This window comes from Lacticaseibacillus salsurae, assembly GCF_045862175.1.
GTDB lineage: Bacteria > Bacillota > Bacilli > Lactobacillales > Lactobacillaceae > Lacticaseibacillus > Lacticaseibacillus salsurae.
Genome location: NZ_BAAFZI010000008.1, coordinates 1 through 14,096 on the forward strand (window position 1 = coordinate 1; position 14,096 = coordinate 14,096).

Annotated in this window: 11 protein-coding genes and 1 pseudogene; 1 reads left to right on the forward strand and 11 read right to left on the reverse strand. The window is 49.0% G+C overall.

Annotated elements, in window-relative coordinates:
• Positions 1 to 161 precede the first annotated feature (161 nt).
• The 10 genes and pseudogenes from ACKTSG_RS04280 to ACKTSG_RS04325 all read right to left on the reverse strand — a co-directional run bounded on the left by ACKTSG_RS04280 (position 162) and on the right by ACKTSG_RS04325 (position 10,984).
• A pseudogene (locus tag ACKTSG_RS04280) lies at positions 162 to 1,802 on the reverse strand (peptide ABC transporter substrate-binding protein).
• Between the two features lie 260 nt (positions 1,803 to 2,062).
• Entirely contained in the window at positions 2,063 to 4,117 is a 2,055-nt protein-coding gene (locus tag ACKTSG_RS04285; RefSeq protein ID WP_407892287.1) for an AAA family ATPase, read from the reverse strand.
• Between the two features lie 287 nt (positions 4,118 to 4,404).
• Positions 4,405 to 4,905 carry a QueT transporter family protein gene (locus ACKTSG_RS04290; protein WP_407892289.1) on the reverse strand — a complete coding sequence of 167 codons (501 nt, stop codon included), beginning with the start codon at positions 4,903 to 4,905 and terminating at the stop codon, positions 4,405 to 4,407.
• Between the two features lie 88 nt (positions 4,906 to 4,993).
• On the reverse strand, positions 4,994 to 5,701 hold the full coding sequence (locus tag ACKTSG_RS04295; RefSeq protein ID WP_407892291.1) for a 3-oxoacyl-ACP reductase: 708 nt from the start codon (positions 5,699 to 5,701) through the stop codon (positions 4,994 to 4,996).
• Positions 5,698 to 5,916, reverse strand: coding sequence for a DUF2829 domain-containing protein (locus tag ACKTSG_RS04300; protein WP_407892293.1), 219 nt, complete (start codon positions 5,914 to 5,916; stop codon positions 5,698 to 5,700). Before ACKTSG_RS04300 ends, ACKTSG_RS04295 begins: the two co-directional genes overlap by 4 nt.
• An 81-nt stretch (positions 5,917 to 5,997) precedes the next feature.
• Positions 5,998 to 6,801 (reverse strand): ABC transporter ATP-binding protein, encoded by an 804-nt coding sequence (locus ACKTSG_RS04305; RefSeq protein ID WP_407892295.1) that lies wholly within the window; start codon positions 6,799 to 6,801, stop codon positions 5,998 to 6,000.
• 3 nt (positions 6,802 to 6,804) lie between these two features.
• Entirely contained in the window at positions 6,805 to 7,704 is a 900-nt protein-coding gene (locus tag ACKTSG_RS04310; protein ID WP_407892297.1) for an ABC transporter permease, read from the reverse strand.
• A 27-nt stretch (positions 7,705 to 7,731) separates the two neighbouring features.
• The gene (locus tag ACKTSG_RS04315) at positions 7,732 to 8,682 is read right to left on the reverse strand and encodes an ABC transporter substrate binding protein (RefSeq protein ID WP_407892298.1); all 951 of its coding nucleotides are present in this window, start codon (positions 8,680 to 8,682) and stop codon (positions 7,732 to 7,734) included.
• A 388-nt stretch (positions 8,683 to 9,070) separates the two neighbouring features.
• Positions 9,071 to 10,036 (reverse strand): ABC transporter substrate binding protein, encoded by a 966-nt coding sequence (locus tag ACKTSG_RS04320; protein ID WP_407892425.1) that lies wholly within the window; start codon positions 10,034 to 10,036, stop codon positions 9,071 to 9,073.
• 294 nt (positions 10,037 to 10,330) lie between these two features.
• Entirely contained in the window at positions 10,331 to 10,984 is a 654-nt protein-coding gene (locus tag ACKTSG_RS04325) for a histidine phosphatase family protein (RefSeq protein WP_407892300.1), read from the reverse strand.
• A gap of 57 nt (positions 10,985 to 11,041) precedes the next feature.
• Between ACKTSG_RS04325 and ACKTSG_RS04330 the strand changes: the two genes are divergently transcribed.
• Positions 11,042 to 11,791, forward strand: coding sequence for a sulfite exporter TauE/SafE family protein (locus ACKTSG_RS04330; protein ID WP_407892302.1), 750 nt, complete (start codon positions 11,042 to 11,044; stop codon positions 11,789 to 11,791).
• 38 nt (positions 11,792 to 11,829) lie between these two features.
• Here the strand turns inward: ACKTSG_RS04330 and nagE are convergent, their stop codons facing one another.
• Positions 11,830 to 13,818: an N-acetylglucosamine-specific PTS transporter subunit IIBC gene (gene nagE, locus ACKTSG_RS04335; RefSeq protein ID WP_407892304.1), complete on the reverse strand. Its 1,989-nt coding sequence runs from the start codon at positions 13,816 to 13,818 to the stop codon at positions 11,830 to 11,832.
• Positions 13,819 to 14,096 lie beyond the last annotated feature (278 nt).

Consider the following 14,096-nt stretch of genomic DNA (forward strand, 5'->3'; position numbering starts at 1 on the left):
TACCCTCAAACTCAAAAATCAGCAGTATGAACGGATGATTACTCTAATAACAAGAAATGTGATCCATCTAAACGTAAAAGAAAACGTGATTAAATCAACATTAGTGCTTGACTAATGGTAGAAAAAAAGCCGAAGTCTGCACGACTTCGACTTGATCAATGCTATTTTTTCAGTGAGGCGCCAACATAGTTATACGCACCAGATGGGGTGTAGGTCACGCCTTTGATCGTTGGCCGCGTCAAGTGAGAGGCGATCAGTTGATAAAGTGGCACGATCCCTTGTTCCTTCATCAAAAGCTTTTCTGCCTTTTGCAAGTCTTCGTAACGGGCAGTAGCATTGGTGGCATCTTTGCCTTTAGAATCTGCGATCAATTGATCGTATTGGGCATTGGACCAGGAACCGTCGTTATAAGAGCCACCAGTGGTAAAGAGATCCAAGAAGCTGATGGCATCTGGGAAATCAGCAGACCACCCGTTAAAGACGATATCAAAATCGCGGCTAGCCGCCCGCGCCAAGCGCGTCTTAAATGGTACCGATTGGATCGTTAATTTAAATCCTGGTAGCTTTTGTAAAGCGGCTTGCAAATATTCAGACGTGTTTTTGGCAGCGTCAGTATCGTCACCCATTAAGTTCAAAGACAACCCAGACAAGCCTTATTCTTTCAGCCCTTCCGCCCACAGCTTTTTGGCTTTGGTGAGATCATAAGTACTGTATGGCTTGGTTTCAGTCGCAGCGTCTTTGGCAAAATCTGTTGAACTATCATTGGGATCGGCGAACAGCCCTTCAGGCGTCAGTGTGTGTGCCGCCAAGGAACCATTCTTCAACACTGAGTTGATGTATTGTTTGCGGTTCAAGGCCAACGAAATGGCTTGACGGATCTTGGTGTTCTTAAAAGCTGGCACTTTCTTTTCGTTGAGTTCCAAGTAATAGGTGGCTGATTCTTTCAAGCCGCGATAATCTTTGTTGGATTTAGCTGCGGCGGCTTGTTCACCAGATAACGCCACATCATCGATCTTGCCAGACTTGTAAAGGTTAGCGGCAGTGGTGGCATCTTTGACCACTTGCGTCTTTAAGTTCTTGATGTGGACATTTTTGGCATTCCAGTACTTCGGGTTCTTGGTTTCAAGCCACGTGTTGCCAGTCCCGTTCCAACTCTTCAACGTATATGGGCCATTGGTCAAAATCGCGGTAGACTTGGTGCCATAAGCTTTGCCATATTTTTTAACTGTGGCTTGAGATTGCGGGAAGAAAACTGGGTTGACCATCATGGTGTTGAAATATGGCAACGCCTTTTCCAAAGTGACTTCCAGCGTGTCATCGCCAATTGCTTTGACGCCTAAGCTGCTAGCAGGCTTTTTGCCAGCCATGATCGCGTCAGCGTTTTTGATGCCGGAAAACAAGTAGGCATATTCAGACTTGGTTTTCGGATCGACAGTGCGCTTCCAGCCAAAAGCGAAATCTTTGGCGGTCACCGCTTTGCCATTCGACCAAGTCGACTTGCGTAAGTGGAAGGTGTAAGTTTTCCCGCCATTAGTCGGCTTGACCACAGATTTGGCGATGGCAGGTTGGAGCTTAGCGCCTTTATAGCGGTACAAACCTTCCATGGTGTCAGTCAACGCTTGCCCTGAAATCACATCAGTGTTCAGCGATGGATCCATGGTGTTGATCACATCCCCTTGCATCGTGGTCCAAGTATTGGCTTTGGTACTAGACTTGGCGCTTGATTTACTGCCACAAGCGGCCAACAACGCAGCTGACGCTAGCAAAACGGCACCAGCGGTAAAACCTTTCTTCATTCCCATAAAGTGACCCCCTATATCATGCAATTAAATGCTGATGGCGTAACTTTATGACTTTTTAATGAGCATTTCAAGCCTAAATGTGAGAATTTCCCAATATTTTTGCCACTGAGAACACATTTTATTATTTCATTTTCTTCTCATTAATACAAAAGGTAGTTGGAGATGCATGCACCAAAGTAACTTCTCAACGCAAAAACGCCTTTGCACCGCCGCATCCAATCAATGAATGCGAGGCACAAAGGCGCTGAAGCGTCAGCCGATCAAGCCGCGGTGATGGCAATGTCGTCATCCACCACATCGGCTTTCAAGGCTTTAACATCTTGATGTTCCAAATAAAAGTCAGTCACTTTGTCACGAACATGTTGGGCGATCACCCGCCGCAATGGCCGCGCACCCATGGCTTCATCATAACCGCGAGCGATCAACCAGGCTTTGGCTTGATCAGAAACTTGCAAGGTCAAGTGCTTCTTGGCTAAGGTGTCTGCCACATCTTGCAACAACAGATCCACGATCTTGCCTAAATCGGCTTTGGTCAAATGACTGAATTCGACGATGCCATCAAACCGATTCAGAAATTCTGGACGGAAGAATGGCGCCAACTTGTCATGCAAGGACTTGTCAGCAGTAGCGGCATTGCCAAACCCTGCGTTAGACGTGGCAATAATGATCGTATTCTTAAAGTTGACCACATTGCCTTGGCCATCTGTTAAGCGGCCGTCATCTAAGACTTGTAACAACAAGGTCAACACTTGCGGATCGGCTTTTTCGATTTCATCTAACAAAATGATCGCATAAGGGTTGCGGCGAACTTGTTCCGTCAACGTATTGCCGTTGTCGTCATAGCCGACATACCCAGCAGTGGTACCGATGAGCTTCGAAACCGCGGTGCGATCACTGTATTCAGACATATCCAAGCGAATGATCGCATCTTTTCTGCCAAACATATCCAACGCCAACTGCTTGGCTAATTCGGTTTTACCGACACCAGTAGGACCGACGAACAAGAAACTGCCGATCGGCCGCTCGCCGTCATCAAAGCCGGCGCGATTGCGGCGAATGGCCTTGGCGACCATATCCACCGCTTCATCTTGGCCGATCACTTTGCCCTTTAAGCGCTGAGCAATCCCTTGCAAGCGCTGGATATCACTGGCACCCAATTTGGCCACTGGAATGCCAGTCAAACGTTCCACTGCCGCCGCCACATCTTCAGGCTTGGCTGTTGGCGTTTGTTGCTTGGTATCACCACGGTCAAGTTGACCTTGCACGTTTTCAAGTTGCTTTTTCAAGCTAGCGGCTTTTTCAAAGTCTTCTGCTTTAGCTGCGGCTTCTTTTTGTTGGGTCAATTGTTCAACTTGTTGCTTTAACGCCACTTCATCCAAAACTGGGTGTTGCGCTGCCAAATGCGCGGCAGTCATATCCAATAAGTCGATGGCTTTGTCTGGTAAGCTGCGTTGTGGCAAATATTGCACCGAATAAGCCACACAAGCTTTCAACACGGCATCAGGCAACTTAACATGATGGTGTTGTTCGTACAACTTCCGCAAGCCTTGCAAGATCTTAAAGGTCGTGTCAGCGCTTGGTTCATTGACGGTGATGTCATTGAAGCGCCGAGCTAAGGCCGCATCTTTCATGATGGTGTTGCGGTATTCATCTTGGGTGGTGGCGCCGATCACTGTTAACTCACCACGAGACAATGCCGGTTTGATGATATCTGCCAAGCCTTTGCTGCCGCCTTCACCAGTGGCTCCGGCACCTAAGATCTGCTGGATCTCATCGAAAAACAAGATGACGTTGCCGCGCTTTTTGACGGCTTTGATCAGATCTTGGATATTTTGCTCGAAGCTGCCACGGTATTGGGTGCCTGCTTCCAAGTTTGACAAGTCGATGGCGATGATGGTTTTATTTTGGATCGCTGCTGGGACATTACCTTTGACGATCGCTTGGGCTAAGCCTTCAACCACTGCGGTTTTGCCGACGCCGGCATCCCCGACTAAAATCGGGTTATTTTTGGTGCGCCGACTCAACACTTCTGCCGCTTCTTGAATCTCTTTATCGCGGCCGATCACCGGATCCAACAAGCCGTTGCGCGCTTCTTGGGTGAGGTCACGCCCCATTTTGTCCAAAATGGACTTGGCTTGTGGCTTTTGTTTCGTCGCGACTGGCACATTGCCGGATTGGAGTTGTGCTGCCTCTTCAGGGGTCAATTCGTGTCCATTAACCACATATTTCGGCTGTTGCCCATCCATGCGATGCATCAATTGGTTGAAAAAGTCATCCATCCCATCGTTAAAAAATGGATCATTAAAGTTTGCCATACCGATTCCCTCCTCTAAGGCGGCGCAAAAACACCGCCGACAAGCAGCGGTGCCATCCACACTTATAGTCGGACCGCTGCGGTCTTCTTTTGTTTACATAATATACTATAACCTGTTTTAGCACTCTAGTCAATAGAGTGCTAAAACTTTCTCAAAAAAGTTTTACCTATGCGGTTTGTCTAGCATAAACACTGGTGCTTTTGAGAAATTCGCACCGATCAAGCCTCACTATTATGTCAACTACGTCATTAAAAAAACAGCCAGAATCGCTTCTGACTGTTTGGTGCTTAACGATCTAGCGGCAATACCACCAACACCGCACGCATGATCACTGCCCCGACGCCCATGGACAATGCTTCACCTAATGCGATCGACGCATAGCTAGGCCAAAATGGGATATGGTTGACGATTGCCAACTGGCCGGCCACCGTAAACATCGACGCCGTAAAGATCACGCCTAAGATCAAGAACTTCAGCCAACGCTTCTCAGTTTTGTTGGCCAACCAGCGCCCTAATAGCAAGAAGATCAAAGTACCGATCGTCCCCACTGGCACATCGATCAGCCAAGTCGGGCTAAAAAAGTTCGCAATTAAAACACCCAGTGTCACTGCCCAAACATAGCGCTTTTTAAACAAAGCGGTGTAATTGAGCATTTCTGAAAACCTGATCTGCACCACCCCGTAAGACAGCGGGGAAAATACCACCGTTAAAACGACATAAAGACTGGCGATAATGGCGATTTGGGTCAGGTGAAGCAGTGAACTGCGTGTTGTGGTTGTTTGTTGCATATTTAATTTCTCCTTTGTAACCAAAGTGGTTAGTGATAACGACAGCCAAAGGATGCTAAGTGCTGTCGTGCGCATGATGCGCGTCAATTTATTTGGCCAACCAGCCGCCATCGATCGGAATCACCGTACCGTGAATGTAATCGGCGGCAGGACTGGCTAAAAACAAGGTCAAGGCGGCGACTTCTTCAGGCTTAGCCCAGCGTTTTGCTGGCGTTTGGTCTGCCACCCATTGCGCCATGTGGCCGTCGCCGGCAAAATCTGTCGCATTCATCGGCGTGTCGATGGCGCCAGGCGCGATCGCATTGGCGCGAATGCCAACTGCGGCATAATCCAGGTCCAATTGCTTGGTCATGCCGATCACCGCATGCTTGGCAGCGGTATAAGCGATGCCACCACCGCCGCCAACTAGCCCGGCGATCGATGCCATATTCACAAAAACGCCGTGGTGTTGAATCAACATTTGCGGTAATACCGCTTTGACCAGGCGAAACTGGCTGGTGAGATCCACGTCTAATATGTGTTGCCACTGATCAATCGATGTCGCTTCGGCGGTGGCATACCCGTCTAAGACCCCAGCAGTATTGCATAAAATATCTGGGGCAAACCTTGCGACTTGCTTGGCAGTATCAGCTTGGGTGACGTCTGCGATCAATACTTGCACGTCAGCTAAGTCAAAGCGTTGCTGGTCGATGGCCAAAACCGTGGCGCCAGCTTGGCTGAACGCAATCGCTTGGGCGCGGCCGATTCCAGAAGCGGCACCGGTGACGACGACTTTTTGGCCGGTGAAGTCGCTCATACCAGCTGCCAATCGTCTGCCAACGCGTCACATCCTGTCGGCTCCCAAACGCTATAGCCTTCATGTAACACCTTGATCAAAAAATACGGCGTCACAGCAATGCCTTCATAGTTTTGACCAGAAACTAACACGATAAATTCTTCGCCACCACCCCAGTTGGCCCGCACCGCTTTGGCGCCGGCTTTAAGCTGAGGCAATACTTGTTCAAATGTCATGTGATCCCTCCTTTTGGGTGGTTTTAGAATACAACAAAACCCGACACCTGCATAGGCATCGGGTCAATAAAAGTCACCAGATCAACTTAATAATACCGCATCATCATTTAATTCTTTGCCTGATTGTTCCTTAAACATGCGCAATAAGTCTGGTACGGTCAGGCCTTTTTTCTGGTCGCCTTTGATATCAACGGCGATTTGACCATGATCGAGCATGATCAAGCGATTGCCGTACTTCAAAGCATCTTGCATATCATGGGTGATCATTAAGGTGGTGATGTGTTGGGCAGCGACTAATTGTTCTGTTAAGCCCATCACTGTTGCCGAAGTAGCTGGATCAAGCGCAGCAGTGTGTTCATCAAGCAGGAGCAGTTCTGGGGCTTTTAAGGTGGCCATCAACAAGGTGATGGCTTGGCGCTGACCACCAGATAACAACCCAATGGCAGTGCTCAAGCGCGTTTCCAAGCCCAGATTCAAGCTGGCGAGCTTATCTTGGAACAACTTACGGTCAGCGTGACGCACCCCAGCACTCCAGAAATTGCGCCAGGTACCACGTTGCATTGCCAGACTTAAATTTTCTTCAACCGTTAACATCGGCGCCGTGCCTGACAACGGATCTTGAAAGACCCGCGAGATCAGCTTGGCGCGCTTGGCAACAGATTGATAGGTGACGTCTTTGTTGGCGATTTTGATTTGGCCATGAGTGACTGGCAATGAGCCGGCGACAGAGTTCAGCAACGTGGACTTGCCAGCGCCGTTACCACCAATGATCGCCACGAAATCCCCTTCTTCAAGGGTCAAGTTGATGCCTTTTAAGGCGTGGTTTTCATTGACCGTCCCTTGGGCAAAATATTGATGCAGATCTTTAACTTCTAAGGCTGGCATAACCTAATCCCCCATTCGTTTCGAGTTTTCGCGGCGGGCAGTGATGGTTTTGTATTCTTTGGTGATCAATGGTAGCGACAAGAATACCACCAACATCAACGCGTAGAACAAGCGCAAGGCGTTAGGATCGACCCCTAACCACAACACGCCGGCAATGATCAAGCGGTAAATGATCGCCCCGACAATGATCGTCAACAAGCGCTGACCAAAACTCAAGTTGCGCAACAAGATCTCAGCGATAATGATCGCCGCCAACGCAATGACCAACGTCCCGATCCCCATGGAAATGTCGGCATAGCCGTTGGTTTGTGCCATGAGCGAACCAGACAACGCGATCAAACCGTTAGACACCATGTAAACAATGATCTTCATGTTGTCGTTGTTGATCCCGTTGGCTGCAGCCATCGCTTGGTTGTCCCCGACTGCACGGGCAGCCAGACCCATTTGGGTGTTGAAATATAACACCAACAACACGATCACGATCGCCAGCATCACTGCCCCAACGATGATGGTATCAGTCGTGGCATTGCCAGTGGAGAAAAGCGTGAACACCGTTTTGACATTGCTCAACAAGGATAAGTTGGCTTGGCCCATGATGAACAAGTTGACGGAATACAGCCCAGTCATCGTTAAAATACCAGTCAACAGATCTGGGATCTTTAACTTGGTATGTAAGATCCCGGAAACCAGCCCAGCCAACGCGCCAAAAATGAATCCATACAGCGTCGCTAAAATCGGGTTGGTGCCATGCACCAGCGAGTGGGCGGTGATGGCCGCACCTAAAGGAAAACTCCCTTCAGCGGTCATATCTGCGATGTCCAGAATTCTAAAAGTCAAGTAAACGCCAATGGCCATGATCGACCACAGTAAACCTTGTGAGATGCTTGAAGTTAAGATGCTCATGATTACTCCTTTGTGAACAGTAATGAATTATTGTTTGGTGTCGGCGTCGGTGATACCGAAGGCTTTCATCATTTTTGCGTTTTTAATGACGGTCACTTTAGCGGGTTTTTCAACGGCTAGATCTTTGACCTTCTTGCCTTTGATGATCTTGATCGCTAACTTGGCCGTTTGCTTGCCTAAGTCCGTATAGTTGATCCCGATGGTCGCGACCCCGCCATCTTTGACCATCGTCGCAGCTGCTGGTACGACTGGCACATGCTTGGCTAAAGAAACTTTACCCACTGTGCTCATGGCAGCGGCAACGGTGTTATCCGTTGGCACATAAATCACTTGGGCGGCTCCGGCTAAAGCTTCAGTGGCAGATTGGACGTCGTTGGTTGAAGCGACAGTGCGCTTGACCACTTTTAAGCCCAATTGCTTCGCGGCTTTAGTGGCAGCTTTGATCTGGACGATCGAGTTTTGTTCCGCGGCGTTGTACAACATGCCAACAGTTTTGGCTTTAGGGAACAAGTGGTGCATGTAGTTGATCTGATTGGCAATGTTGACCATATCCACAACGCCAGTGGCATTTTTGCTTGGCGCTGAGGTATTGTCAACGATACCAGCAGATTTGGGATCAGTCACCGCCGTGAACACCATTGGCGTGTCTGGGTCGCCTTTTTGCAACGCTTGGGCGGCTGGGGTGGCGATCGCCAAGTTGACGTCATTTTTGTCTTTGGCCAATTGTTCGCTCATGGTTTTCAAGTTGGCTTGGTCGCCTTGGGCATTGACGTAATCGATTTTGATCTTGTTGCCTTTGTAGCCTTGCGCTTTAAGTTCTTGGGTGAAGCCTTGGCGCGCATCAGTCAAGGCGGTTTGGTCGATCAATTGCAACACGCCGACTTTCACCGTTTGATCGTCTGCTTTGCTTTGTTGCCCACAAGCGGCTAGCCCTAACATTGCGGCGCCAACCAGTCCCAGTAATAATTGCTTCTTCATAAAAATATTCCCTCCAAAATGTTTTGCAGGTGCAAAACAAAAGCCAGTCACTACTCAAACTCCTCGCAGTGGCTGGCCATATTTTCATTCCGGAAAGAAAAAGGCCACATGGAGGAAATTTGATTTCATCCATGTGGCAGTTGATCGCACGTTAAGTGGTACCGGCCATCATGGATGCAAGCCGCGGCTTGCATCCATGATGCAAACCGCTATCCGAAAAAGCCGGTAAAAAAGACGTTATTCAGTTGTGTTGGTTGTAAGTGAGTCATACTCAACACCCCTTCTCAGGCATTTGCCCTATGCAAATGAGAATACTATGGGAAAACTGAACTGTCAAGTGAAAATTTTCACTGGATTTCGGCGGCAGGAATATGTTGATCAAATCAGACTACTTGATCGCTTTTTCAAGATCGGCTTGGGTCAAGTTGAACAGCTTCATGCGCTTGGCGTTAGAAACCAATTCCGTTTTGGCTGGTGACTCGATGGCAAGATCTTTGACTTTCTTGCCTTTAAGCACTTTGACCGCCATTTTGGCTGCTTGTTTACCGAGATCTTCGTAGTTGATCCCTTGTGTGGCCACGCCACCAGTTTTGATCATCGTCGCATCAGCGTTGATCACAGGGACCTTCTTGGCTTCAGAGACTTTGCCAATCGTCGGCATCGCGGCAGCGGCGGTATTGTCTGTAGGAATGTAGATGGCACCCACTTGGCTGGCTAAAGTTTCTGTGGCTTGTTGCACATCGTTAGTGGTAGCAGCAGTTTTAATGACCGCTTTTAAGCCTAATTTCTTGATCTCTTGTTTGGCCAGTTTGATTTGGAAAACTGAATTTTCTTCAGCGGCGTTGTATAACAAGCCGATCTTCTTGGCTTGTGGAAACAGCTTATGGGTGAAATCGATTTGGGCTTTGACGTCGACCATATCGGTGACCCCAGTGGCATTCTTATCTGGGTGAGTGGTGCTGGTGGTCAAGCCAGCCGATTTAGGATCAGTGATGGCCGTAAACAACATTGGCGTATCTGGATCGCCTTTTTGCAACGCTTGCGCAGCTGGCGTGGCAATGGCCAAGTTCAAATCATTGTGGTCGTTTTTCAGTTGTTCGCTCATGGACTTCAAGTTCGCTTGGTCGCCTTGGGCATTGACGTAATCGATTTTGATCTTGTCGCCTTTGTACCCTTGGGCTTTCAATTCTTCAGTAAACCCTTTGCGCGCAGCGTTCAGTGCAGATTGGTCGATCAATTGTAAAATGCCGACTTTCACAGTGCCGTTGTTGTTTGAGGACTTTTTGCCACAAGCGGCTAAACTCATCACAGCGGCGATGGTCGTCAAGCCGACCAAGATCTTCTTCATTTTCATCATAATTCCCTCCAAATTTAAAAACCGGCCACATGAGGATCCATGTGGCCGGTTTATCTTCCCTGGAAATAAAAAGCCACATGGATATCATTCATCCATGTGACGTGATTAGCATGTTAAAATGCTACGCCTATCATGGATGCAAACCTGCTACGCGGTTTACATCCAAAGATGCAAGCCGCTATCCGTAATAGCCGTAGTAATACGCGTTGTTCAACTGTGTTGGTTTCAATAATGTCATGATCAACACTCCTTATGGCTCGCTATGTCTATGAAGATACACTCATCAAATCCTCATGTCAACAGAATTTTGTTATTTTCAATTTCATCAGGGCGCAGATCCCATAATATTTTGGTGAAATGCACGCCATCTTGCGTGTTTAATTGCGAGATCGTCGCGTTGCGCAACATTTCAGGTTCACGCAACTGGGCAAAAGGCACGCCTAATAAACTGTTCAATAACAATTGAAACACGATTCCATGTGCCACCACTAAGACTTTACCGCTGGGATGCGCCGCATAAGTCGCGGCAATCACACTTTTGGCGCGGCGCAGCGTGTTGGCATAGCCTTCAATATGACGAGACGCCGCAAACTCTTGATCAAAGCGCACCGGGTCATGAAAATACACGTCTAAGGCCAGCGGATCGCCAACTTCTTCGACAGTTTTGCCATCCCAATCCCCCAGCCCCATTTCATGTAGCCCTGCTGCCAAAGACAGTGGCGTCGGGTAGGCATTGGCCTTTAAGATCAAGCGACTCGTGGTCACAGCACGCGGCATATCAGAACTGATGGCTTGGACGAAATGCACCTTGGCCAAAGCAAGACCACAAGCGATCGCCGCTTGCTGGCCAGAGGTTGTCAACGGTTCATCCACAGTGCCACCGTTAAAGGCATTGCGCAAGTTGACTTGCGTTTGGCCATGGCGCACAAAATAAAATTCAGTCATTTTCATCGTCCTCCAAGGTCTAGTATACTGAAACGCAAGACGTTAGGAGCGAAATACATGCAAATTTTAGCTACAGGTTTATATTTGATCGGCGCTGGCATTGTGGCAGGGCTGCTCAGCACCATCGCCGGAATGGCTTCATTGGTATCTTATCCGGTATTGTTGAGCTTAGGATTGCCGCCAGTCACCGCCAATGTGACCAATACCAGCGCGCAGATCTTTACTGGCATTGGGTCCACGTTAAGTTCTGCCAAACAATTACGTCGCGCCCGCCAAGCCACCTTGTTTGACACCGTGTGGGCGTTAGGCGGTAGCGTGTGTGGATGTATTTTGTTATTGGTGGCGCCAGCGGCTAGCTTTGAAAAAGCTGTGCCGGTATTGATCGCGTTTGCCGGTGGCTTGATGCTTTATTCGCTATTGGCTAAACCCACTGGCAAAGCGCGCCAGTGGCATCCATTGGTCAAAGGCGGCGCGTTATTTTTAGTTGGGATCTATATCGGGTATTTTGGCGCGTCAGCTGGCGTGATCACGCTGGCGATTTTGACGGTGGCAGAAGACTTGCCGTTTATCACCACCAACGCGATCAAAAACTTCGTCAGCTTTGCCGGCAACGCCTTGGCGATGCTGATCTATGCCTTCACCGCTGATGTCAGGTGGGTGATGGTGTTGACCATGGGCGCAGGCTTTTTGATCGGCGGGTGGTTGGGACCAAAAGTCGTCGACCACTTGCCGGTGCGGCCTTTGCGCTTTGCCATTGCGGCGGCGGCTTTTGGCTTAGCGATCTATTTGGCGATCACCACCTACTAAAAAGCACCTTCCCCGGCGCAGGAAGGTGCTTTTTTGATTTAATCGACGATCGCGTCTGCGGCTAATACCAATTCATCCGCTTTGATCGCGCCTAATGGGGTGCGGTTTTTCAAAGCCGCCACATGATCCATGTTGGTAAAGATCACCATGGTCGTCGCTGGTTTGCCAGCGGCTTTGATCGCGTCTAAGTCGGCTGAAACCAGCAGTTGCCCATGAGCCACGTGATCGCCGGCTGCGACATGCGCGGTAAACGGTTTACCGTCAAGCGTCACGGTATCGATACCGATATGGATCAACACTTCTAACCCTGCCGCGGTAGTAATGCCCACCGCGTGCTTAGTTGGAAATACTGCGGTGACGTCACCGGTGACTGGGGCGACGATTTGACCATCACGAGGTTCAACGGCAAAGCCATCACCCAGCATTTTTTGGGCAAACGTTGAATCTGCCACTTTGCTTAAGTCGACTAACTCGCCAGTTGCTGGGCTATAAGCTTGCTCGGTGCTGGTTTGCTTGGTCGCAGTAGTGGCCGGTTTTGCCACTGAAGGCACTGGCTTGATGTCGCCAGCCGTCAACGCACTTAATGGCGTTTTGGCTTCGACTAATGACTTCAAAGGATCGGCGACAAATTGAACATCGGTGCCGATCACGATTTGTAAGTTGCGCTGGTCGATGGCATTGACCCCAACGGCACCAGCGGCTTTGATCGCAGGTGCATCGATTTTTTTGGTGTCGGCTAATTGCAGCCGTAAACGCGTCGTGCAGTTATCCACGACTAACAAGTTATCATACCCGCCTAACGCCATGTAAATGCGCTTGGCTTTCAAGGAATATTTGTCATCGCCAACTGTTTGTGCCACGTCGGCAGTGGTCGTGGCCACATCAGCTTCACGTCCAGGCGTCATCAAGTTGAACTTTTTAATGGCAAAATCAAAGACGACGTAATAGATCACCGCCATCACCAATCCTTGTACCAGCAACATATAAGGCATGTTGGCGATAGGCATGCGTGAACTTAAAATAAAATCCACTAACCCAGCAGAAAATGTGAACCCCGCTGTCCAGTGCATGAACGCAGCAAAGGCTAAACTGAAGCCAGTCAGCACGGCATGGATCACATATAGCGGCCAAGCAACGAACATAAACGAAAATTCTAGCGGTTCCGTAACCCCGGTGAAGAAAGCGGCAAACGCACCAGCTAACATCAACGAACCGGTTTGGGCTTTCTTTTCCGGCTTAGCGTTGCGATAGATCGCCAACGCCCCAGCAGGTAAGCCAAACATCATCACTGGGAAAAACCCAGCCATATACATGCCAGTGACGCCTTTGGTCCCAGCGTTGGCCCAGAAATTGCCGATATCGTTGATGCCGGCAATGTTGAACCAAAAAACTGAGTTCAACGCTTGATGCAAACCAGTTGGGATCAATAGGCGGTTGAAGAAGCCATATAAGCCGGCCCCGACTGCCCCTAAGCTGACCATCATTTTACCAAAAGCTACTAAGGCGTTATAGATCGGCGGCCAGATCAGCAATAACAACAAGCTGACCACTAACATCACGCCAGCCGTTAAGATCGGCACACTGCGCTTGCCAGAAAAAAAGCTTAACGCCATCGGCAACTTGGTTTCAGAAAAACGGTTGTACAAAGCGGCGGCGATCAAGCCCCCTAATATCCCGATAAAGACATTACCGGAAATCGCGGAAAAAGCGGGATCTACAGCAGATTGCTTGATGCCTTCAAGCGTGGCGATGGAAGCTGGGGCCAACACGGCAACTGGTACCGAATAAGCCACCAAACCAGCAATGGCAGAGGCGCCATCTTGGTTTTTGGACATCCCACTGGCGAGTCCTAAGGCAAATAATAACGCCAGGATCCCTAAAACAGCATTGCCGCCAGCCATGAGAAATTGTGCCGCCGCCCATTTTTCAGGGAGCCAATGACCGATCCCGACCAAGAGTGCGGCAGCTGGTAAAACCGATACTGGCAGCTGAATCGAGCGCCCCATACGTTGCATGTAACTTTTCATTGTGACCACTTCTTTCATTGAGAATTAGACCAATTACAAAAATAATTTGATAACATGGCTAAGCTTAATGGAAATACCCGCAAGCGTCAAAGGATTCTGTGACATTACGTGACATCAGCCAAGCGCAGATTGGGACATACCAATTGTGATATTAGCTCTCATCGGTCAAATCCACCCAGCACTTACCGGTGGCGGTTTACACCAGTGAACCCGTTGAACGGATGTCAGGTTTCAGAAAATTGGTCTACGGAAATTGGTGAAAAAAAACAAAAAAATCG

Bases quoted from the DNA above. Each gene is read 5' to 3' on its own strand.
- ACKTSG_RS04285 (WP_407892287.1), bottom strand. From the start codon at position 4,117: ATGGCAAACTTTAATGATCCATTTTTTAACGATGGGATGGATGACTTT.
- ACKTSG_RS04290 (WP_407892289.1), bottom strand. From the start codon at position 4,905: ATGCAACAAACAACCACAACACGCAGTTCACTGCTTCACCTGACCCAA.
- ACKTSG_RS04295 (WP_407892291.1), bottom strand. From the start codon at position 5,701: ATGAGCGACTTCACCGGCCAAAAAGTCGTCGTCACCGGTGCCGCTTCT.
- ACKTSG_RS04300 (WP_407892293.1), bottom strand. From the start codon at position 5,916: ATGACATTTGAACAAGTATTGCCTCAGCTTAAAGCCGGCGCCAAAGCG.
- ACKTSG_RS04305 (WP_407892295.1), bottom strand. From the start codon at position 6,801: ATGCCAGCCTTAGAAGTTAAAGATCTGCATCAATATTTTGCCCAAGGG.
- ACKTSG_RS04310 (WP_407892297.1), bottom strand. From the start codon at position 7,704: ATGAGCATCTTAACTTCAAGCATCTCACAAGGTTTACTGTGGTCGATC.
- ACKTSG_RS04315 (WP_407892298.1), bottom strand. From the start codon at position 8,682: ATGAAGAAGCAATTATTACTGGGACTGGTTGGCGCCGCAATGTTAGGG.
- ACKTSG_RS04320 (WP_407892425.1), bottom strand. From the start codon at position 10,036: ATGAAAATGAAGAAGATCTTGGTCGGCTTGACGACCATCGCCGCTGTG.
- ACKTSG_RS04325 (WP_407892300.1), bottom strand. From the start codon at position 10,984: ATGACTGAATTTTATTTTGTGCGCCATGGCCAAACGCAAGTCAACTTG.
- ACKTSG_RS04330 (WP_407892302.1), top strand. From the start codon at position 11,042: ATGCAAATTTTAGCTACAGGTTTATATTTGATCGGCGCTGGCATTGTG.
- nagE (WP_407892304.1), bottom strand. From the start codon at position 13,818: ATGAAAAGTTACATGCAACGTATGGGGCGCTCGATTCAGCTGCCAGTA.